Source organism: Pseudoalteromonas sp. BZB3, assembly GCF_040104455.1.
GTDB lineage: Bacteria > Pseudomonadota > Gammaproteobacteria > Enterobacterales > Alteromonadaceae > Pseudoalteromonas.
The window spans coordinates 230,590-253,165 of sequence record NZ_JBECOS010000002.1 but is presented as its reverse complement, the minus strand read 5'-3'; the positions used below and the strand labels follow the sequence as shown (position 1 = coordinate 253,165).

Here is a 22,576-nt window from a genome sequence, read left to right as displayed (position 1 = left end):
TTTTGCTCAGCTTAGTTCTGAGCTGTTCTAATTCATACCTATTAGAATATATAACGCTGTAAAAGTGCGAAGTATTTTGTAAAAGAATTTATAACCCTCTAACACTAAATGACAAAAAGCCAACCGCTGAGGTTGGCTTTTGACACGCTCTCAATCAAACAGATTAATTCTGAAGGACCGAGATATCCGCTGTATTTAAGAACAAGCGACTTAACTGACTCAGCAGCGCTAAACGGTTATTCTTCACCGCTTCATCGTCAGCCATTACCATCACGTTATCGAAGAAGTTATCTACCGCTTCGCGTAGGCTTGCCAGTTGCGTTAATGCACCTTGATAATCACCTGCAGCATACACTGGAGCAAGCGCTTCAGTTAGCTCAGCAACTTGTGCAGCTAGCATTTTCTCTGCGTCTTCGGCTAATAAAGCGTTGTCTACTGCAGCATCGCTAGTCACATTATTCTTAGCTAGAATATTGTTTACACGCTTATTCGCTGCAGCCAAGCTTTCAGCTTCAGCCAATGTACGGAAGTGACTTACCGCTTTAACACGACGGTCGAAATCAGCTGGTGAAGATGGACGACGTGCTAATACTGCTTGGATCACATCAACACTGATACCTTCATCTTGATACCAAGCACGGAAACGGCCTAGCATAAATTCGAATACGTCTTCAGCCACATTGTCATTGTTTAGCTTGTCAGCAAATAATTCCTGAGACTTAGCAACAATGTTATGGATATCTAACTTAAGCTCTTTCTCAACCATGATACGAAGTGCACCGATGGCTGCGCGACGAAGTGCAAACGGGTCTTTGTCACCTTTTGGTGCTTGACCAATACCAAAGATACCCACTAGCGTGTCGAACTTATCTGCCAATGCAACAGCATAGCTGATAGGATTTGATGGTAAATTATCACCAGCAAAACGCGGCATATATTGCTCGTTTTGTGCTAGCGCAACTTCTTCCGCCTCACCGTCAATACGTGCGTAATGCATACCCATTACACCTTGTACGTCAGTGAACTCCATCACCATTTCAGTCATTAGGTCTGTTTTACTTAATAGACCTGCACGCTCGGCTAATGCCTTGTCTGCGCCAACTTGCTCAGCGATATAACCAGCTAATGCCGCAATGCGCTCTGATTTGTCTTTTAAAGTACCAAGCTGCTTTTGGAATAATACGCTACCTAAAGATTCTAGGCGGCTTTCAAGAGTTTTCTTTTTATCTGTTTCAAAGAAGAATTGTGCATCAGCTAAACGAGGACGAACCACTTTTTCGTTACCTGAGATAACCACACTTGGATCTTTACTTTCTATGTTAGACACGAATAGGAACTTATTAATTAAGTTGCCTGCTTTGTCTAATAGCGGGAAGTACTTCTGGTCGTCCTTCATAGTATAGATAAGTGCTTCGTCAGGTACAGCTAAGAACTCTTCTTCGAATGACGCTGTTAGTGTAACCGGCCACTCAACGAGTGAAGTCACTTCTTCAAGTAGGTCTTCATCCATAGCCACAACCGCGTCAACTGCCGCAGCAGCTTCTTCGATCTGCGCACGAATTTGTGCTTTACGCGCTTCGTAGTCTGCAACAACATAAGCTGATTTAAGCGTTTCGAATACCTCATCAGCGTGGTTGACAGTTACACGTGCTGGATGATGGAAACGGTGACCTTGCAGTTCATTACTTATCGGTTTACCCAGCACTTCACCTTGTACTTGTGTACTACCTAGCAGTGCAGCCACAGTATGCACAGGACGAATAAATTGTGTTTTATTCGAACCCCAACGCATAGGTTTTGGAATAGGTAATTTAGCCAGCGCTTTGTTAATTGCATCAGCAAGTAGCTCTGTAGCCGCTTGACCTTTTACTGTCGCACGGTGAAGTAACCAAGCGCCCTTTTCTGTTTCTAGCGTCTCAGCTTCGCTCACTTCGATACCACAACCACGCGCCCAACCCATCGCCGCTTTAGTTGGATTGCCGTCAGCATCGTAGGCAGCCTTAGTCGCAGGGCCACGCTTTTCTACAACTTTATCTTGCTGTTCAGTCGCAAGCGCTGAAACCTGTAAACCTAAACGACGTGGTGATGCATACCAATTTATGCTCTCAAAAGATAACTCTAATGCTTTCAACTCTTCCGTTAGGTTGTCTGCAAAAGCCGTCGCTAGTTTGCGCAGTGATTTTGGTGGTAACTCTTCGGTACCAATTTCTACTAATAAATTTTCAGTTTTCATGATCAGTCCTTACAAAGCGGGAAACCAAGCGCTTCACGCGCTTCATAATATGCCTGCGCACAAGCTTTAGATAATGCGCGTACACGAAGGATATAACGTTGACGCTCTGTTACTGAGATAGCATGACGGGCATCTAATAGGTTAAAGGCATGAGATGCTTTCATCACCTGCTCATATGCTGGCAGTGGTAAACCTGCTGCAATAAGTTTTTCACTTTCTTTCTCACACTGATCAAACTGTGCAAATAAAGCATCAACATCCGCGTGCTCAAAGTTATAAGTCGACTGCTCAACTTCATTCTGATGGAATACATCACCGTACGTGACTTTACCCATTGGGCCATCAGTCCATACTAAGTCATAAATGCTGTCTACACCTTGTATATACATAGCAAGACGCTCTAGACCGTAAGTAATTTCGCCAGTTACCGGTGCGCATTCTAAGCCGCCCACCTGTTGGAAGTAGGTGAACTGAGTCACCTCCATACCATTTAACCACACTTCCCAACCAAGACCCCAAGCACCTAGTGTTGGTGATTCCCAGTTGTCTTCTACGAAACGAACTTCATGCGTTAACGTATCGATGCCCATCGCAGCTAGAGAGCCTAAGTACAACTCTTGAATATTATCTGGAGATGGCTTTAACACAACTTGGAATTGGTAGTAATGTTGAAGACGGTTTGGGTTCTCACCGTAGCGGCCATCTGTAGGGCGACGACACGGTTGCACATAAGCACTCGACATTGGCTCTGGGCCAATTGATTTTAAGAATGTCAGAGGGTGGAATGTACCCGCGCCTACTTCCATATCAAGTGGCTGAGCGATCACACAGCCTTGCTGTGCCCAGTAATCCTGTAGTGCCAGGATCAAGCCTTGAAAGGTTTTTAAATCGTATTTTTGCATAGTTGGCTTAATTTAATTTGGCTCATTGCGCATAGTGGAGCTCACAGAGTGGCTATTAGCGCAGGGTTTTGTGATTGAAAATTATGCTCAGTATACCGCGTGCTGTGCAGGGTTTTAAGCATCAAACATAAAAAAAGGCGGGAAAACCCGCCTTTTTAAATATTATTTTAGAACTCGATTAAACGTCTAAGTTCACAACACGTAATGCATTGCTTTCGATGAACTCACGACGAGGTTCAACTTGGTCACCCATTAGTGTCGCAAACAATTGGTCAGCGGCAATGGCATCTTCAATAGTTACCTGAAGCATGCGACGTGCGCCTGGATCCATCGTTGTTTCCCAAAGCTGGTCTGGGTTCATTTCACCCAATCCTTTATAGCGTTGTGTATACAAGCCACGCTTAGATTCACTCACCAACCAATCAAGACCTGATACAAAGTCAGTAACTGGGTGCGTCTTCTCACCACGTTGCACGTAACCGCTCTCTTCCATCAAGTTCGCCATTTGCTTACCTGTGTTTGCGATACGTACATAATCTTTAGACGTAATGAAGTTGTAGTCTAGTGTATAAGCTTTATCAACACCGTGCTGACGGATCTTAACCACTGGGTAGTACATATGACGCTCTTCGTCGTACGCTACTTCAGTATTAAAGATAGTTGCATCTTCATCTTTTTCTACAAGGTCAGCGACTAAACGTTCTGTCCAGCTAGTTACTTTATCTTTATCAGATAGATCAGCTTCTGTGATCTCAGGTTGATAGATTAAACGATTCGTTACTGATGCAGGGTATTTACGATTTAATCGCTCTAACACTTCTACCGTTTTCTGATAATCATAAACGATATTTGCTAGTGCATTGCCTTCAATTGCAGCAGCACCTTCCGCTGGATATAACGCAGCACCATTTAATGCTAACTCTAGCAAGTAGCCAGTAAGCGCATTTTCATCTTTAATGTACTGCTCTTGTTTACCTTTCTTCACTTTATAAAGTGGCGGCTGAGCAATATACACATAACCACGTTCAATGATTTCTGGCATCTGACGGTAGAAGAAGGTCAATAGTAACGTACGAATGTGCGAACCATCGACGTCAGCATCGGTCATGATGATGATACGGTGATAACGCAGCTTTTCTGGGTTGTATTCGTCACGGCCAATACCACAACCAAGTGCAGTAATAAGCGTTGCAACTTCTTGAGAAGATAGCATCTTATCAAAGCGTGCTTTCTCTACGTTCAGAATTTTACCTTTCAGCGGCAGGATTGCTTGGTTCTTACGGTTACGACCTTGCTTCGCAGAACCACCCGCCGAGTCACCCTCCACTATATATAGTTCAGAAAGTGCTGGGTCTTTTTCTTGGCAATCAGCCAGCTTACCTGGTAAGCCCGCTAAATCCATTGCGCCTTTACGGCGAGTCATTTCACGCGCTTTACGCGCTGCTTCACGTGCACGAGCAGCATCAATGATCTTATTTACAACCGTCTTCGCATCATTCGGGTTTTCTAGTAGATACTCGTTAAGTTTTTCAGCCATGGCTTGCTCAACAGCTGACTTAACTTCACTTGAAACAAGTTTATCTTTGGTCTGAGAAGAGAACTTTGGATCTGGTACTTTAACACTTACAACAGCTGTTAAGCCTTCACGCGCATCATCACCTGTCGCGTTACTTGCTGTTTTAGCTTTCTTGTTAAAGCCTTCCTTTTCCATGTAGTTGTTCAGCGTACGAGTCAGTGCAGCGCGGAAACCCGCTAAGTGAGTACCACCGTCACGCTGAGGAATATTGTTCGTGAAACAATAGATGTTTTCTTGGAAACCGTCATTCCACTGCATTGATACTTCAACACTAATGCCATCTTCACGATCAGAAGTGAAGTTGAATACATTCTGATGTACAGGTGTTTTCTTACGGTTTAGATATTCGACGAAAGCTTGAATACCACCTTCATATTTGAAGTGGTCTTGCTTATTCTCTTCACGCTCATCGGTCAGGATAATACTTACACCAGAGTTAAGGAATGAAAGTTCACGAAGACGTTTCGCAAGAATATCGTAGTGGAAATTTGTATCAGAAAAAGTTTCAGCACTTGGCCAGAAGCGTAACTCAGTACCTGTAGTTTCAGATTCACCAATCTCAGCTAACGGTGCATCTGGTACACCCATCGTATATTTTTGCTGATGAAGTTTACCTTCACGACGGATTGTAAGTTGCAACTTTTCAGATAGCGCGTTTACTACTGAAACACCTACACCGTGAAGACCACCTGATACTTTATATGAGTTATCATCGAATTTACCACCGGCATGGAGAACCGTCATGATAACTTCGGCAGCAGATACACCTTCTTCAGGGTGAATAGAGGTAGGAATACCACGTCCATTATCTCGAACTGATACAGAGCCGTCAGTATGAATAGTTACGAAGATATCATCACAATAGCCAGCTAATGCTTCATCGATAGAGTTATCTACTACTTCGAATACCATATGATGAAGACCAGTGCCATCATCTGTATCCCCTATATACATTCCCGGACGCTTTCTTACCGCATCCAATCCTTTCAGTACTTTAATACTGGACGAATCGTAATTTTCAGACATGGGTTTCTTCCAATTTTATGTTGTTAAACTGCCATGTTTCACGTGGAACATTTTCTTTTCTCTTTGTATTGGTTCCACAACAGCAGAAATACTTTCAGCAGTAATAGCCGTAATAAATAGCTGTGACTGACATAATTTTAATAATTCAGCCACACTAGTCATCGTTTCTTCTCCTAGCTCTGAGGGTAAGTCATCGATAAGCAAAATTGACTGCTTTTTTGTTTCGGTCTCAATTAAGGTGTTTTGCGTAATCTTTAACGCATACAACAACAGTTTTAACTGACCCCGAGAAAAAATATTTTCTATACTATGACCATTTATATAAAAGCTAAAATCAGCTTTATGTGGTCCTTTACTTGTATAGCCAAGCTTAACATCACGTTCAAAGTTCGCTTTTAACGTGCTAGCTAAGTCTTCTTTCCAACCAGCATCATAACGTAATTCTAGGCCAGAAAATATAGGTATTTGACCCACTATTTTATCAAAAAAATACGCATTAAACCTCTCTATATAGGCTTTTCTTGCGATATTTATTTGATCAGCCACCTTAACGAATTCAACGTCCCAGAATTTGATTTGCTCGGCGTAATTATGTGGACGGGATTTAAGGAGTGCATTGCGTTGCTTCAGAATTTTATTGAACTGACGCCAGGCATTAAAAAAAGATTGTTCCACGTGGAACACACCTAAATCTAAAAACCTTCTACGCTCTTTAGGGCCACCAAAAAACAACTCGTAGCTTTCAGGTGTAATAACTTGCACTGGTAAAAGTTGCGCCAACTCCGAGATTTTTCTACTCGCTTGACCTTGTATTTTAAGCTGTGTTTCACCCTGCTTATTTTTACTAATACCTACAGGTATAGACAAGTTAAGGTGTTGTTTTTTAGCATGAACAATACAAGCGTCTTGTTCGTAGTGAATAAGGAGCTTCTGCTTGTTAGTACGAAAAGATTTACCGTGAGAAAGAAAATAGATGGCTTCGAGAAGACTTGTTTTTCCACTGCCATTCGCACCATAGATAATATTAATGTCTGCGCTTGGCTGAAAAGATAAAGCCTCAATATTTCGAAAATGATTGAGGCTAATATGATTCAAGCTCATAAACTATAGACGCATTGGCATCACAACATACATTGCATCATCTTGGCTTACGCCCTCAATTAATGCACTTGAGTTTGAGTCAGATAAAGTGAACTGAACATCTTCAGTTTTTAGAGTATTAAGTACGTCTAAAACATAAGAAACGTTAAAGCCAATTTCTAAGTCATCGCCTTGATAACCCACTTCAACCACTTCTTCTGCTTGTTCTTGTTCAGGGTTGTTTGCTGTGATCTTCAATAATCCACTTGATAAATTAAGGCGAACACCACGGAACTTCTCATTCGATAAAATAGAAACACGTTGGAATGCACTACGTAACCACTCGCGATTTGCAGTTACTAATTTATCGCCACCTCGTGGTAGAACACGACGATAATCAGGAAAACGACCATCAACTAATTTACTGGTGAAAGTAAATTCACCATCAATTAGGCGCACATGGTTCGCACCAAACTGAATTGTGATTAGTTCATCGTCAGCAGGTAAAAGGCGCATAATTTCTTGCACACCCTTTCTTGGAATAATTAACTGACGCTGAGTATTTAAAGATTCAGATAATGGCTGAGCCGCAATTGCTAAACGGTGACCATCAGTGGCAACGGTTTTAATTTCACTGTTATCCACTTCAAATGACATACCATTTAAATAATAACGCACATCTTGGTTCGCCATTGAGAAATGCGTGCTTTCTAGTAGACGTCTTAACTCTAAACGGGTCGTCTTGAATTCAACTTCACCATCCCACTGTTCGAGGTTTGGAAAGTCTTCAGCAGCTAACGTCGTTAATGAAAAGCGACTTTTTCCACTGGTTAGAAGTACTTGATGTTCTTGCATCGAAAAAGTGAGTTCAGAACCATCAGGTAAGCTTTTACAAATATCGAGTAGTTTCTTAGCCGGCAAAGTCAGTTTGGCGTCTTCTGCTGGATTTTCAAGGTGCGAACTTGCAACCAGTTCAATCTCTAAATCAGTCCCCGTCATCGCCAACACACCGTCTTTGATTTCTAACAATACATTAGAAAGAATAGGTAGCGTGTGTTTGCGCTCAATGGCACCAGAAACCTGCATTAACGGCTTTAAAAATTGCTCTCTTGAAATTGTAATTTGCATAATAAATTAAGCCCGAAAATTAAGACGACAATGTTCTAATTAAATTTTGATAATCTTCTTTTACCTCATGACTTTCATCACGAAGTGATTTTACCTTACGGCAAGCATGTAACACGGTGGTGTGATCTCGGCCACCGAATGCATCACCAATTTCAGGTAAACTGTGGTTTGTTAATTCTTTAGATAACGCCATCGCCACTTGTCTTGGTCTTGCAACCGAACGACTACGACGTTTAGATAATAGATCAGAAACGCGAATACGATAGTACTCGGCAACAGTACGTTGAATGTTATCGATCGTAACCAGTTTATCTTGCAATGCTAATAAGTCACGCAGTGCTTCTTTTACGAAATCGATAGAAATTGGACGACCTGTGAAGTTTGCATTTGCAATCACACGGTTAAGCGCCCCTTCTAGTTCACGTACATTTGAACGTAATTTTTTAGCAATAAAGAAGGCCACTTCATGCGGTAAATTAATATTACTTTGCTGTGCTTTCTTCATCAGGATTGCCACACGCGTTTCAAGTTCGGGTGGCTCAATGGCAATGGTTAACCCCCAACCAAAACGAGATTTTAATCTGTCTTCGACCCCTTCAATCTCTTTTGGGTAACGGTCAGAGGTTAAAATAATTTGCTGGTTACCTTCTAATAAAGCATTAAAGGTATGGAAAAATTCTTCTTGCGAACGCTCTTTGTTTGCGAAGAATTGAATGTCATCGATCATCAAAGCGTCAACGCTGCGGTAATAACGCTTAAACTCTTCAATGGCATTATTTTGTAATGCTTTTACCATATCTTGAACAAAACGCTCAGAGTGCATGTAGACAATTTTGGCATCTTTTTTCTTTTCCATGATGCCATTACCCACCGCGTGTAAAAGGTGAGTTTTACCTAAACCTGTACCACCATATATAAAGACAGGGTTAAACGCATTACCCGGGTTATCGGCCACTTGCGTTGCAGCCGCTTTAGCTAACTGGTTTGATTTACCTTCAACGAAGTTATCAAACGTATAGTTTTCTTTAATATTAGATTTATAACCAGATTTAGGTGCAGGCTCTACTTTTTGTTCAGCAACAGGCTGAGCTGTTACTTGAGCTTGTTCGCTGCTAGTCGCTTGAGGTGAGACATTATTAGTCTGCTCTGCAGCAGTATTTACTTGAGCGGCCGTAGGAGTGCCAACGTCAAATCGCAACTCTGGCGCTTCATCACCACAAATTTCAACCAATAACTCATTGATGCGATTGAGGTATTTTTCTCTAACCCAATCTAAAACAAAGCGGTTAGGTGCATAAATGGTCAAAGTATCATCGGTACTCTCTGCTTGCAGTGGCCTGACCCACATACTAAATTGCTGAGATGGCAATTCATCTTGCAACACATATAAACAACTTTGCCAAACAGACAGATACACGCTGAACAACTCCAATGGGTTACTATTCCCGTACATCGTAAAGAGTACGAGAATTGATTAATTATTATCACAAAATATAAGTGGAAGCCGGGTATTATGAATTGATCTTATCCACAACTTCAATATTGACTTTTGCAAAAACTAGGATCTTGTTAATAAAAATAATTAAACACATGTTTTATAAGGTTTTTTATTTTAGATCCGAGCAATAGATCATAACAAAAAACAACCAAGATCACACGCGATAATTGCGATCAAATTAAGTTTTCCCAAGCTTTTGTTCAGATTGACCCCAAGACCTGTGGAAAACCCAAATAAGATCAGATCCTTTAAGATCTGCTATCCTTTTAATCTCGATCACGGGTATAATGCAGCCGCTTTTATATAGGGCGAATCAAGTTGATTATTTTTACAACTATTTTGCCCTGTAAATGAGATTATCATTGACTTTCGTCGTCCTCGGCATTAATATCTCGCGCTCGCAATGGCACCTGTGCCAGGATCGCGACCTGCATAGGATGTTTTAACCTTAACCGATCGGATGGAATTGTTATGAAAAGAACTTTTCAACCTAGCGTATTAAAGCGTAAGCGTACTCACGGTTTCCGTGCACGTATGGCTTCTGCTAACGGCCGTAAAGTTTTAGCACGTCGTCGTGCTAAAGGTCGTAAAGTACTTTCTGCTTAATCATTAGTGGAAAGCTTTAGCTTTGGCAGGGAGTTACGTCTGTTAACTCCCTCGCACTACTCCCGAATCTTCAATGAACCTGCTCGTGCAGCAACACCCTTCTTTACTTTATTAGCTAAACCAAATGAAGCTGGTCAACCAAGACTAGGCCTCACTGTTGCTAAAAAACGTTGTAAACTGGCTGTTCAAAGAAACCGCATTAAACGCCTTGCCCGTGAGAGCTTTCGTTTAAATCAACATAAACTTGATAACATCGATATTGTCTTGATGGTTAAATCAGGTGTTGATGAACAATCAAATGAAGAGCTAACTAAACAGCTTAATAAACTTTGGTTAAAAATAAATGAACGTTGTAAGCCAAGTGCACCAAAACCTAAACCTTACAAAAAGCGTCCTTATAAAGGTAAGAAACCAGCTAAAACTCAGCAAAAGTAGTGTATTAAACTTCTGCTGAATAGCTTTACCCCCCTATTTAAGGTATCTTTAGCTCACCTTTTAAACATTCAATGCGTGACCATGGCACAAGCTAAAAAAAAGTTGACCTTTGCATGGCTATTAAGCCTGCCGAAACTTGCTTTAATTGTGCTAATTAAAGGCTATCAAAATTTTATTAGTCCGTTACTTGGTCCTCACTGTCGCTTTAATCCAACTTGCTCCAGTTATGCAATTCAGGCAATTAATTGTCATGGATCGATAAAAGGGAGTTGGTTAGCGCTCAAACGCATATTAAAATGTCACCCTTTAAGCGCAGGTGGGGATGACCCCGTACCTGAGAAGTCCAACAAAGTTAAACACCAACACGAGAAATAAGAGCTGTTATGGAATCACAACGCACGTTTTTATTTATCGGTTTATTGCTTGTGTCGTTTTTATTGTTCCAAGAGTGGAATAATGAAAAGCTTCAAGCGAACGCCGATACCAGTGCCACTACACAACAAGTCACTGCACCTTCTTCATCAATCGCGCAAGATGATGATGTGCCAGCATCAACTCAAAACGATGTACCAGCCGCAGTTACTAAAGCAGTTCGTTCAGTTATCACAGTTAAAACTGACGTACTAGATGTAAAAATTGACACCAAAGGCGGTGATGTTGTTGAAGCGAAGTTATTACAACACGCAGAAACACATGGCAGCGATACTCCTTTCCTATTGTTAGGTGAATTTGAAGGCCGCCAGTATATTTCACAAAGCGGTTTAATTGGTTTACATGGTCCGGATGCAAATCCTGAAGGTCGTCCTGTTTATACCGCACCACAAAAAGCGTATGAATTATCAGGCGATGAGTTACGTGTACCACTGACTTTTGTTGATAACAAAGGTGTTCAGTACACAAAAACTTATGTATTTAAAGCGGGTAAGTATGATGTTGCACTAGAATACACAGTCAACAACACCACTGCTGACCCAATCCAAGTTCAGCTTTACACGCAAGTTAAGCGCACTGTGCAAGCAAAAGGCAGCATGGTTGAGCAAACTTACTTAGGCGCAACCTATGGTACTTCTGAAGAGCCGTACGAAAAGTATAGCTTCGAAGATATGGCTGAAGCGAACTTAAGCAAAAACACGCAAGGTGGTTATATTGCTTTCATTCAGCACTATTTCTTAAGTGCTTGGGTACCAGACCAAACCGTAAACAACACGGTTTATACATTACTGCGTAATAACCAAGGTATCATAGGTATTAAAGGCGAAGCGGTAAATGTACAAGCAAACAGCACGACCAACATTAACTCAACTTTCTATATGGGTCCAAAAGATGGTGATGCACTTGAAGCCATCCATGAAGACCTAGATTTAGCAGTAGACTTCGGTTGGTTATGGTTTATTTCTCAGCCACTACTTGTACTTCTAAAACTACTTTATAGCTTCATCGGTAACTGGGGTGTGGCAATCATCGCTATCACTATTTTAGTTAAGATGGCGCTTTACCCACTGACTAAAGCGCAGTACACGTCTATGGCTAAGATGCGTGCGCTTCAACCTAAGATGATGCAATTAAAAGAGCGCTATGGTGATGACCGTCAAAAGATGGGTCAAGCTACAATGGAGCTTTACCGCAAAGAGAAAGTAAACCCTATGGGTGGTTGCTTGCCGTTATTACTGCAAATGCCTATTTTCTTAGCGCTATTCTATGTATTCCTAGAGTCTCCTGAATTACGCCATGCTGAATTCATGTTCTGGCTAACAGACCTATCAGCAAAAGACCCATACTACGTATTACCAATCTTATTTGGTGCAAGTATGTTCTTAACGCAGAAGCTGCAACCAATGACAGTGACGGATCCTATGCAGCAAAAGATGATGACGTACATGCCTATCGTATTTACGTTCTTCTTCATCTTATTCCCATTCCCATCAGGTCTAGTACTTTACTGGTTAGTATCTAACTTGATCACCATTGCACAGATGCTTTACATCTATCGTGGTATGGAAAAACAAGGGATCAAAGTTCGCGACTAATCGCGAGTACTCATAAAATAAAAAAACGCCAGCTATGAAGCTGGCGTTTTTATTTGGGTGTAATATTGTAGGCAGTTAATGGAGCTAAGTAGATATAACTAAGCTTCTATCAATACCATCAAACATTAACTAGATATAGTAAAACCTATTTCTCTAGCAACTAGATTAAAGTGTTTTCCAGTAAAGGGTGTTGTCTTCTCGCTTAGTACAAAGCTGAACAACATCACCAATATAGTGCCTTGCGCCTTCAGAAAACTCTTTATCTGCGTAATAACAAAACTGCGTAGAATCATAAACCTTCTGTGCTTTGTCAATGCTAGATTCAGAGACATCTTGGTCTGAAGCAAAAGACATTACAGGTATTAAAAATACCATAGCAAAAACGCACTTATTCATTTGATACTCCTTTAATTTATATTAAACCCTAGCTCAATCATAGTATGCATAAGTAGAGCTTATTAGGGTAATGAATTACCTAAATTAGGTCAATAAACATACTCAAAGACAATCTTTCCATCAAGTACAACGCGACTCAATATAAGTATTTAAATTTGGGTATGATTTTTAAATTAGCCTGAATTGAAAACAGTTATCAATAGCAGCCAATCTAGCTGATACTGATGCTTTAGAGTACAATTGCAGTATTGTATTGCTCAGCAAAAGAATCCATGATTAATCAAGACACCATAGTCGCACAAGCCACCGCGCCCGGTCGTGGTGGTGTAGGCATCATCCGAGTTTCGGGTAGCTTATCTACTCACGTAGCCGAAAAGATTTTAGGCAAATGTCCTAAGCCTAGATATGCTGAATACCTCTCTTTCAATAGCCTTGCTGGTACGCAACTTGACCAAGGTATTGCCCTGTTCTTCAATAACCCACACTCTTTCACAGGCGAAGACGTATTAGAGCTTCAAGGCCACGGTGGGCCTGTTGTAATAGATATGCTGTTAAAAGAGATCTGTCAAATTGAAGGCGTGCGTTTAGCGCAACCTGGCGAGTTCTCAGAGCGTGCTTTCTTAAACGATAAAATGGATTTAACCCAAGCTGAAGCGATTGCAGACTTGATCAATGCAACCAGCGAGCAAGCAGCAAAAAGTGCCCTACACTCGCTGCAAGGTGATTTCTCAAAACACATTCACACGCTGGTGGAGAAAGTCATTCACCTACGTATGTATGTTGAAGCAGCTATCGACTTCCCAGATGAAGAAATCGATTTTCTATCTGATGGTAAAGTAGCTGGTGACTTAGCTGCCATCATCACACAACTCGATGAAGTGCGCCAGCAAGCGAAGCAAGGCAGCATTATGCGTGAAGGTATGCGCGTGGTGATTGCTGGTCGCCCTAATGCGGGTAAATCATCACTACTGAATGCCCTCGCAGGACGAGAAGCAGCCATCGTGACAGACATAGCTGGCACCACGCGAGACGTACTGAGAGAGCACATTCACATTGATGGTATGCCGCTACATATCATTGATACAGCAGGTCTTCGCGAAAGCCCTGATAAAGTGGAGCAAATCGGTATTGAGCGCGCATGGGATGAAATTCGCCAAGCCGATCATGTGTTATTTATGGTTGATGGCACAGATACCACAGAGACCGACCCTATGCAGATCTGGCCTGAGTTTATGCAGCAGTTGCCTGATGGCATGAAAGTGACTGTGGTACGCAACAAAATCGATCTCTCAAATGAAGCGGTAAACCTCGATAAAGCGGGTCAGTATCCCCTACTTCGCTTAAGTGCTAAAAGCACCGAAGGTGTCGATTTGCTGCGTGAACATCTCAAAGAATGTATTGGTTTTACCGGTGCCACTGAAGGCGGATTTATGGCAAGACGTCGTCATTTAGACGCCTTAGAGCGTGCCGCCGAGCATTTAGATATCGGACAAACGCAGCTAGAAATGCATGTAGCTGGCGAGATCTTGGCTGAAGAATTGCGCCTCACTCAGCAACATTTAAATGAGATCACCGGTGAATTTAGCTCAGATGATCTACTTGGTAAGATCTTCAGCTCATTTTGTATCGGTAAGTAACGGTATACATACTTCAAGCGTCGCATCCCCCCTATTGTGACGCTCATTTCCCTAATAGCCAGCCCATTATTTCATCAAATTAAGTTAAAAACCTTAAATTCTTCCCACCGTTATGCTGCAACCCTACAAACTTTTAAGGCATCCTTGGATAAAATCAGACAAAAAACGTCACCAAAAAGCGATCTCATTCGAGAAAAAACAGACCTCAGAGCCGATCAGCCTGCAAAGCGCACTTTGATCAGACCAATAAATAGACCTTTGATCACCTTATTCGGATCTATTTTCAGAATTTATAGAACATTTAATTATATAAACTTATTTTTTAGATCCAAAAGTAAGTGTAGCAAAATAAACAAGATCGAGTTATACACAGGCAGCCTATCCACATTGCTAAAATATCAACACAAAAACCTAAAAGAAGATCTTTTTAAGCCCGTCAACTCACCGAAGAAAATAAACTAGACGCAACTTTCACTCAGTTTATCCACAAATTAACAACTAAAAAACAGCGAGGAATAAATTATTATTTTATTATAAATCAATATATTGAGTGATAAACGCTGATTTCATAGGCATTAAAAGTTATCCCAAGTTTAAATCCCCTCTTTACTTCTTCCACAGGCACATTATGATAGCCCCTCAAAGTAGATAGGATGAGTAAAATGCCGCAAGTCGACATCATTGTAGGTAGCCAGATGGGATCAGCAGAGTATGTCGCTGAGCAACTTCAAGAAGCCCTTGAAGATCAAGGTTTCGAAACCGTGTTACATGAACAACCAAACTTTGATGATTGCCAACAGGCAAACTGGCTGGTGGTAACCTCTACTTATGGTGCTGGAGATTATCCAGACAATTTACTGTCATTTATTGAGCAAATAACAGCGCAATCTTCTTTATCACAGCTCAAACATGCAGTTGTCGGCATTGGCGACAGTAGTTACGACACCTATAACTATGCAGCAAAGAACTGTGATGCACTGTTAAAAAGTAAAGGATCACAGTCTTTATTAGCACCATTAGAGATCAATGTGCTTGATGAAGCCTTGCCAGAAGATACCGCTTTGGCTTGGTTGCCAAACTTGATCGAGAAATTGGCAGATAATTAGAAAGATCTTTTACACAGAAGTTATTCACAAAATCCCCATATATAAGATCGGATTGTGGATAACCTTTGATCTAACTGCTGATCTACGCATACTTATCCCTTGGATAAATATTTTCCGATCTGAGGTTGTGAATAAAACACCTATTTGATCAACGCTTATACCAAGTAAGATCCGATCTAATTCACACCTATTGATCTGATCTAAGTTTATGCTTTTAAAGATGTAGTTAGAGTTACACACAGATCTCACGATCACTAATAGTAAGATCTAATAAAAGATCTTTAAAAAGATCCTTATATATATTTAGTGATCACATTTTCGTATTTTCTAGGTTGTTTAATATTTAAGCGTTTCACTTCTGAGTTTTTCTAGGTAGAATACGCATCCTTTCAAAATTCACCGGTTGTTTTAAGTAGGATCCCGTAGATGATTTATCATGAACATTTTGATGTAATAGTTGTTGGTGGCGGTCATGCAGGTACTGAAGCTGCATTAGCGGCTGCACGCATGGGCATGAATACCCTATTGTTAACCCATAATATGGATACTTTAGGCCAAATGTCATGTAACCCAGCAATTGGCGGGATCGGAAAAGGACATCTGGTAAAAGAGATCGATGCACTTGGTGGTGCAATGGCCAAAGCGATCGACAAAGGCGGGATCCAATTTAGAACTTTAAACTCGTCTAAAGGTCCTGCAGTTAGAGCAACGCGCGCACAAGCTGATCGCGCACTTTATAAAGCAGCGATCCAAGACATTTTGCAAAACCAAGAAAACTTGAAGATCTTCCAACAGTCTTGTGATGATCTCATTGTTGAACAAGATCAAGTTAAAGGCGTAGTGACTCAAATGGGTCTACGCTTTAGTGCGCAAACGGTTGTATTAACTGTTGGTACATTCTTAGGTGGTCAGATTCATATTGGTTTAGAAAACTTCTCTGGCGGTAGAGCCGGCGATCCACCTTCTATTGCATTAGCAAAACGCTTAAGAGAACTGCCGTTCAGAGTTGATAGACTTAAGACGGGTACGCCACCACGTATTGATGCCCGTACAGTTGATTTCTCAGTGATGCAAGAACAACCGGGTGATACACCAACACCGGTATTCTCTTTCTTGGGTAAGCAAAGCGATCACCCACAACAGATCCCTTGTTACATTACTTATACCAATGAAAAAACCCATGATGTGATCCGTGATAATTTACATCGCTCACCAATGTACGCAGGTGTGATTGAAGGTATAGGTCCACGCTATTGCCCATCTATTGAAGATAAAGTGGTTCGTTTTGCAGATAAAGAAAAGCACCAAATTTTTGTTGAGCCTGAAGGCCTGACTTCTTATGAACTTTATCCGAATGGTATTTCGACAAGTCTACCGTTTGATATTCAGCTCGATATTGTTCGTTCAATTAAAGGGTTTGAAAACGCGCACATCTGTCGCCCTGGCTATGCAATTGAATATGACTTCTTTGATCCACGTGATTTAAAACAATCTTTAGAAACCAAATTTATTAATGGCCTATTCTTCGCCGGTCAGATCAATGGCACGACTGGTTATGAAGAAGCAGGTGCACAAGGTTTGATCGCAGGTATGAATGCGGCATTACAAGTACAGGGCAAAGATGCTTGGACACCACGTCGAGACCAAGCTTATACAGGTGTACTGATTGACGACCTTGCAACATTGGGTACTAAAGAACCGTACCGTATGTTCACTAGCCGCGCTGAATACCGTCTTCTTCTTCGTGAAGACAATGCTGATCTTCGCCTAACAGAGAAAGGTCGTGAACTAGGCTTAGTCGATGATGAGCGCTGGGCGGCTTTCAATGAAAAACTCGAAGTGATGGAACAAGAAACACAGCGCGTTCGCAGTACTTGGATCCACAAAGATCACCCTGCACTTGACCAAGTTAATGCGCTGCTTAAAAAGCCATTAACGCGCGAAGCAAGTTTAGAAGATCTGATCAGACGTCCTGAAGTAGCACAAGCTGATCTATATAATATCGAGGGTCTAGGATCTGAGTCTGACAACTGGCAAGCTCTAGAGCAAGTTGAGATCCAAACCAAATACGCCGGTTATATTGCACGTCAGCAAGATGAAATCGAAAAATTGATGCGTCATGAAGAAACGCAAATTCCTGCTGATTACGACTATAGCCAAGTAAGTGGCTTATCGAATGAAGTAGTTGCCAAGCTTTCTGACGCCAGACCACAAACTATTGGTCAAGCATCTCGTATTTCTGGTATCACCCCAGCAGCGATTTCGCTATTATTAGTCTATTTGAAAAAGCAGGGCTTACTTCGTAAGTCAGCATAAGCCGCAAGGGTAGACTGTGTTACAACCATTACTGACTTCTTTATTAGCACAAACGGATATTGTGCTAAGCGACAAACAACAGCAACAACTGGTTGCTTATGTCGAATTGCTTGATAAATGGAATAAAGCCTACAACTTAACTTCTGTACGTGATCCTAAAGAAATGATGGTGAAACATATCATGGATAGTTTAGTGGTAGCGCCTCACTTAACAGGCAAGCATTATATTGATGTAGGTACAGGCCCAGGCTTACCGGGCATTGTACTTGCTATTGCTTTACCTGATACCCAATTTGTATTACTGGATAGTTTAGGCAAACGTGTGCGCTTCTTAATGCAGGTGAAACATGCATTAGGGTTAGATAATGTCACGCCAGTACAGTCTCGAGTTGAAGAATATCAGCCAAGTGTTAAATTAGACGGGGTACTAAGCCGTGCATTTGCATCATTACAAGATATGGTGCAGTGGTGTTCGCATTTAATTGATGACTCAGGTCGATTTATTGCTTTGAAAGGGCAATTTCCTGATGAAGAACTTGAAAACCTGCCAACGGGTACCAAGTTCGAACAAGATATTAGTTTAGATGTGCCTAAATTAGATGCTGAGCGACATTTAATTATTCTGTCAAAAGACTAAGTTGAGGGTAAAGTGGCAAAAGTTATTGCAATCGCAAACCAAAAAGGGGGCGTGGGTAAAACAACCACCGCCGTAAACCTTGCCGCATCAATGGCCGCAACCAAACGCAAAGTATTACTTATCGATTTAGACCCACAAGGTAACGCCACTATGGGTAGTGGTGTTGATAAGTATGGCGAGGTTGCCACCATCTACGATTTGTTAATCGAAGAAACACCAATCAATGACGTGGTTTGTAAAGAAACGTCTGGCGAATATCATTTAATTGCTGCAAACGGTGATGTTACCGCAGCAGAAGTTAAATTAATGGAATTATTCGCTCGAGAAGTACGATTAAGAAATGCCTTAGAGGCAGTTCAAGATCAGTATGAATTTATTTTTATTGATTGTCCGCCTTCATTGAATATGCTGACAGTCAATGCCATGGCGGCAGCGGATTCTGTTTTAGTGCCTATGCAATGTGAATATTACGCATTAGAAGGTCTAACTGCCTTGATGGATACCATCACTCAGCTTGCTAAGTTGGTAAACCCTAACTTACAGATTGAAGGCATTCTACGCACTATGTACGATCCGCGTAATCGACTTGCCAATGATGTATCTGAACAATTAAAACAGCACTTTGGCGAGAAAGTATACCGTACTGTGATCCCAAGAAATGTCCGTTTAGCCGAAGCGCCAAGTTTCGGTGCGCCAGCCATGTATTACGATAGAGCATCAAGCGGTGCAAAAGCATATTTAGCATTAGCCGGTGAAATGTTAAGACGTAAAGAGCAGCAAACGGCTGCTGTTGCGTGAGAGGATAATAATAAATGTCAGTAAAAAAACGTGGTTTAGGTCGAGGCTTGGATGCCTTATTGAGTTCAGCAAAACCAGCTCCGGCTGTGCCTGTTGAAGTAGCAGCACCAGAACCTGAATTACCGGCCACTGCACCTGAGCAAGAAGTTGCATCGACAACCAGTACTTCACAAACCGATAATGAACTTCGTCGTTTACCAATCGACTGGCTTCAGCGTGGCAAATACCAACCACGTAAAGACATGTCTGAAGAAGCGCTAGAAGAACTTGCCAGTTCAATTCGTGCACAGGGCGTACTGCAACCGGTTGTCGTGCGTGAAATTGCCCATGAAAAGTTCGAAATCATTGCAGGTGAACGCCGTTGGCGTGCTGCACAGTTAGCGCAACTCGATGTTATTCCATGTTTAGTTAAAGATGTTGCCGATGAAGCGGCGGTTGCCATTGCATTGATTGAGAACATTCAGCGTGAAGATCTAAATGCTATGGAAGAAGCGGTTGCACTCGAACGTTTACTGAACGAATTTGAATTAACGCATCAGCAAGTTGCAGAAGCGGTTGGCAAATCTCGCACTACGGTCACCAATTTACTGCGTTTAAATAATCTCAACGATGATGTAAAAAAATTGTTAGAGCATGGTGACATCGAAATGGGTCATGCCCGTTGCTTACTTGCACTAACAGGTGAAGTGCAATCAGAAGCAGCACGAACAGCAGTTGCAAAAGCGCTTACAGTTCGTGAAACAGAAAAATTAGTGCGTTCAATCCTCGAACCTGTGGATAAAAAACAAGCAAAAGAAAAAGACCCAGATGTCAAATTGTTAGAACAACAGTTGGCAGAAAATTTAGGGGCGAAAGTTGAGATTAATTACAATCAAAAGGGCAAAGGAAAGCTAGTCATCTCCTATGCAAATCTCGATGAATTAGATGGCATTCTTAGCCAAATTCAGCCAGATCTACAACAACCTTCCTAACGCATAATTATTAGACGAAAGTGGCGCTGAAAATGTGTCACATTTCGTCGCTGCAAGTTGCAAAATCACCAAAAATAAGTATAATTTCGCCAGTTTTCATACCCTGATAAATTTTTGCGTCATTAAGGTAAATTAAAAGTGACAAATTCGTTAGCAGGCCCATATAGGCGTGCCGCATTAAAAGGTGTTTTACTTCAGGGTATCGTAGCAACAATCGCTGCAGTAATAGTTTTAGTTGGTTGGGGAGTACAAGCAGGCGCTTCAGCATTAGCTGGCGGTCTAGTTATGGTACTTCCTAATTTTGTATTTGCTTTATATGCATTCAGATATATGGGCGCCAGTAAAGCAGAACAAGTGTTTGACTCGATAAAACGAGGCAACGGATTAAAATTTTTGATTACCATTTGCTTGTTTGCACTAATATTTAAGCACTTTGCTGTCATGGCTTTGCCATTTTTCTGTTGTTATATATTAGTGATGTTTGCACAGTGGTTTTCACCGATTTTTTTTAATCATTAACTTTTGGGATAAAACATGGCTGCAGAAGAAGTGACTCTATCGAGCCATATTCAGCACCACTTGACCAATGCTAAGATGTGTTCAACCGATGCCGGTTTAGCCTTCAATAAAGCATGTGCGGACAGTGGATTCTGGACATGGCACGTGGATACCCTCGCATGGTCTATCGGTTTAGGTCTTATTTTCTTATGGATCTTCCGTAGCGCCGCTAAAAAATCAACCACAGGTGTACCTGGCAAGTTTCAGTGCTTCATCGAGATGATCGTTGAGTTCGTTGGCGACAACGTACGCGACACTTATCACGGTAAAAGTGCTCTAATTGCGCCATTAGCCCTAACAATCTTTGTTTGGGTGTTCTTAATGAACCTGATGGACCTTATTCCTGTTGACTTCTTACCTGCATTTGCTGGTTTCGTTGGCGAAACGGCATTTGGTATGGATTCACACGATGTGTACATGAAAATTGTACCAACAACTGACATCAACCTAACAGCTGCTCTGGCTATTGGTGTGTTCTTGCTGATGATCGGTTACTCAATCAAGATGAAAGGTATTGGTGGTTTCATTGCTGAATTAACGCTTCACCCGTTCAGCTCTAACAACAAGATTGCTATGATCTTCTTGATCCCTTGTAACTTATTACTTGAAACAATTGCGCTGGTTGCTAAGCCATTCTCGCTAGCTCTGCGTTTGTTCGGTAACTTGTACGCTGGTGAATTGATTTTCATCCTTATCGGCGCAGTTGGTCTTATGCAGCTTCCGTTGCATTTCATTTGGGCAGTGTTCCACATCTTAGTAATCGTACTTCAAGCATTCGTATTCATGATGCTGACTATCGTTTACCTAAGTATGGCTAGCTCAGATAACCACTAATTATTTATAGATTTTATTAACTTTAACTTTAACTTTAAGAAACTTTGGAGAAAAAAATGGAACTAGTAGAAGGTTTAAAATTCATCGCTGTTGCTCTACTTATCGGTTTTGGTGCTATCGGTACTGCGATCGGCTTCGGTAACATGGGTGGTAAATTCCTAGAAGCATGTGCTCGTCAACCTGAACTTGCACCTTCACTACAAGTTAAAATGTTCATCCTAGCTGGTCTAATCGATGCTGTAGCAATGATCGGTGTTGGTATCGCAATGGTATTGTTGTTCGTACTTTAATATTATTTTTGAACAGCTTACTATTTTAAGGAGGAGCGGTTGTGAACTTAAACGCCACTCTAATAGGTGAATTAATTGCATTTACGGTTTTCGTACTTTTTTGTATGAAATACGTATGGCCACCGTTAAATGGTGCAATTGAAGCTCGCCAGAAAAAGATTGAAGATGGCTTAGCTGCCACTGATAAAGCTGAACAAGAACTTGAAGTTGCGCGTAAACAAGCTGCTGAGCAGCTTAAAGAAGCGAAAGCTCAAGCAGCTGATATCGTTGAACAAGCTAAGAAGCGTGCTGCGCTTATCGTTGACGAAGAGACAACGCGTGGTCAGCAAGAACGTGAAAAAATCATCGCTCAAGGTCACTCTGAAATTGAATCAGAGCGCAGCCGAGTTTCAGAAGAGCTACGCAAGCAAGTTGCTACGCTTTCTGTAGTTGGTGCTGAGCGCATTTTAGAGCGTGAGATTAACCAAGCTGCACACAGTGACATCGTTGAAAAACTTGTCGCTGAGCTTTAAGTAGGGGGTC

At 41.5% G+C, this 22,576-nt stretch carries 21 protein-coding genes; 14 read left to right on the top strand and 7 right to left on the bottom strand.

Annotated elements, in window-relative coordinates; all coding sequences use genetic code 11:
* Window positions 1-163: 163 nt before the first annotated feature.
* The 6 genes from glyS to dnaA form a co-directional block, all read right to left on the bottom strand.
* Window positions 164-2,233 carry a glycine--tRNA ligase subunit beta gene (glyS, locus tag ABMY35_RS03240; RefSeq protein WP_349284996.1) on the bottom strand — a complete coding sequence of 690 codons (2,070 nt, stop codon included), beginning with the start codon at window positions 2,231-2,233 and terminating at the stop codon, window positions 164-166.
* Between the two features lie 2 nt (window positions 2,234-2,235).
* Window positions 2,236-3,135 (bottom strand): glycine--tRNA ligase subunit alpha, encoded by a 900-nt coding sequence (gene glyQ, locus ABMY35_RS03235; RefSeq protein WP_138568614.1) that lies wholly within the window; start codon window positions 3,133-3,135, stop codon window positions 2,236-2,238.
* Window positions 3,136-3,313: 178 nt separating this feature from the next.
* A complete protein-coding gene (gene gyrB / locus ABMY35_RS03230; RefSeq protein ID WP_349284995.1) occupies window positions 3,314-5,737 on the bottom strand; it encodes a DNA topoisomerase (ATP-hydrolyzing) subunit B in 2,424 nt (807 codons plus the stop codon).
* A gap of 15 nt (window positions 5,738-5,752) precedes the next feature.
* A complete protein-coding gene (gene recF / locus ABMY35_RS03225) occupies window positions 5,753-6,838 on the bottom strand; it encodes a DNA replication/repair protein RecF (protein ID WP_138568612.1) in 1,086 nt (361 codons plus the stop codon).
* 3 nt (window positions 6,839-6,841) lie between these two features.
* The gene (gene dnaN / locus ABMY35_RS03220; protein WP_058028280.1) at window positions 6,842-7,945 is read right to left on the bottom strand and encodes a DNA polymerase III subunit beta; all 1,104 of its coding nucleotides are present in this window, start codon (window positions 7,943-7,945) and stop codon (window positions 6,842-6,844) included.
* A gap of 19 nt (window positions 7,946-7,964) precedes the next feature.
* Window positions 7,965-9,362: a chromosomal replication initiator protein DnaA gene (dnaA, locus tag ABMY35_RS03215; RefSeq protein ID WP_349284994.1), complete on the bottom strand. Its 1,398-nt coding sequence runs from the start codon at window positions 9,360-9,362 to the stop codon at window positions 7,965-7,967.
* Between the two features lie 552 nt (window positions 9,363-9,914).
* On the opposite strand from dnaA, the gene rpmH reads away from it, so the two are divergent.
* From rpmH to yidC, 4 genes are all read left to right on the top strand, one after another.
* Window positions 9,915-10,049, top strand: a complete 135-nt coding sequence (gene rpmH / locus ABMY35_RS03210; RefSeq protein WP_045980711.1) for a 50S ribosomal protein L34 — start codon at window positions 9,915-9,917, stop codon at window positions 10,047-10,049.
* Window positions 10,050-10,055: 6 nt separating this feature from the next.
* Entirely contained in the window at window positions 10,056-10,484 is a 429-nt protein-coding gene (gene rnpA, locus ABMY35_RS03205; RefSeq protein ID WP_349284993.1) for a ribonuclease P protein component, read from the top strand.
* A gap of 81 nt (window positions 10,485-10,565) precedes the next feature.
* Window positions 10,566-10,859 (top strand): membrane protein insertion efficiency factor YidD, encoded by a 294-nt coding sequence (gene yidD, locus ABMY35_RS03200; protein ID WP_138633454.1) that lies wholly within the window; start codon window positions 10,566-10,568, stop codon window positions 10,857-10,859.
* Window positions 10,860-10,867: 8 nt separating this feature from the next.
* Window positions 10,868-12,511 carry a membrane protein insertase YidC gene (gene yidC, locus ABMY35_RS03195; RefSeq protein ID WP_138568609.1) on the top strand — a complete coding sequence of 548 codons (1,644 nt, stop codon included), beginning with the start codon at window positions 10,868-10,870 and terminating at the stop codon, window positions 12,509-12,511.
* Window positions 12,512-12,676: 165 nt separating this feature from the next.
* Here the strand turns inward: yidC and ABMY35_RS03190 are convergent, their stop codons facing one another.
* Complete coding sequence (locus tag ABMY35_RS03190) at window positions 12,677-12,907, bottom strand: DUF1496 domain-containing protein (RefSeq protein ID WP_349284992.1); 231 nt, start codon at window positions 12,905-12,907, stop codon at window positions 12,677-12,679.
* A gap of 272 nt (window positions 12,908-13,179) precedes the next feature.
* Between ABMY35_RS03190 and mnmE the strand changes: the two genes are divergently transcribed.
* The 10 genes from mnmE to atpF all read left to right on the top strand — a co-directional run bounded on the left by mnmE (window position 13,180) and on the right by atpF (window position 22,566).
* A complete protein-coding gene (mnmE, locus tag ABMY35_RS03185) occupies window positions 13,180-14,544 on the top strand; it encodes a tRNA uridine-5-carboxymethylaminomethyl(34) synthesis GTPase MnmE (RefSeq protein ID WP_349284991.1) in 1,365 nt (454 codons plus the stop codon).
* A gap of 662 nt (window positions 14,545-15,206) precedes the next feature.
* Window positions 15,207-15,650, top strand: coding sequence for an FMN-binding protein MioC (gene mioC / locus ABMY35_RS03180; protein WP_138568607.1), 444 nt, complete (start codon window positions 15,207-15,209; stop codon window positions 15,648-15,650).
* Between the two features lie 426 nt (window positions 15,651-16,076).
* Window positions 16,077-17,966, top strand: coding sequence for a tRNA uridine-5-carboxymethylaminomethyl(34) synthesis enzyme MnmG (mnmG, locus tag ABMY35_RS03175; RefSeq protein WP_349284990.1), 1,890 nt, complete (start codon window positions 16,077-16,079; stop codon window positions 17,964-17,966).
* A 16-nt stretch (window positions 17,967-17,982) separates the two neighbouring features.
* Window positions 17,983-18,603, top strand: a complete 621-nt coding sequence (gene rsmG / locus ABMY35_RS03170) for a 16S rRNA (guanine(527)-N(7))-methyltransferase RsmG (RefSeq protein ID WP_138483157.1) — start codon at window positions 17,983-17,985, stop codon at window positions 18,601-18,603.
* A gap of 12 nt (window positions 18,604-18,615) precedes the next feature.
* Entirely contained in the window at window positions 18,616-19,401 is a 786-nt protein-coding gene (locus tag ABMY35_RS03165; RefSeq protein WP_058031487.1) for a ParA family protein, read from the top strand.
* Between the two features lie 14 nt (window positions 19,402-19,415).
* Window positions 19,416-20,372: a ParB/RepB/Spo0J family partition protein gene (locus tag ABMY35_RS03160; RefSeq protein WP_349284989.1), complete on the top strand. Its 957-nt coding sequence runs from the start codon at window positions 19,416-19,418 to the stop codon at window positions 20,370-20,372.
* A gap of 138 nt (window positions 20,373-20,510) precedes the next feature.
* Complete coding sequence (locus tag ABMY35_RS03155; RefSeq protein WP_130254907.1) at window positions 20,511-20,891, top strand: ATP synthase subunit I; 381 nt, start codon at window positions 20,511-20,513, stop codon at window positions 20,889-20,891.
* Between the two features lie 15 nt (window positions 20,892-20,906).
* Window positions 20,907-21,764, top strand: coding sequence for a F0F1 ATP synthase subunit A (atpB, locus tag ABMY35_RS03150; protein WP_349284988.1), 858 nt, complete (start codon window positions 20,907-20,909; stop codon window positions 21,762-21,764).
* Window positions 21,765-21,820: 56 nt separating this feature from the next.
* A complete protein-coding gene (atpE, locus tag ABMY35_RS03145) occupies window positions 21,821-22,054 on the top strand; it encodes a F0F1 ATP synthase subunit C (protein ID WP_349284987.1) in 234 nt (77 codons plus the stop codon).
* Window positions 22,055-22,095: 41 nt separating this feature from the next.
* Window positions 22,096-22,566 (top strand): F0F1 ATP synthase subunit B, encoded by a 471-nt coding sequence (atpF, locus tag ABMY35_RS03140; RefSeq protein WP_058031482.1) that lies wholly within the window; start codon window positions 22,096-22,098, stop codon window positions 22,564-22,566.
* The last annotated feature ends 10 nt before the right edge of the window (window positions 22,567-22,576 follow it).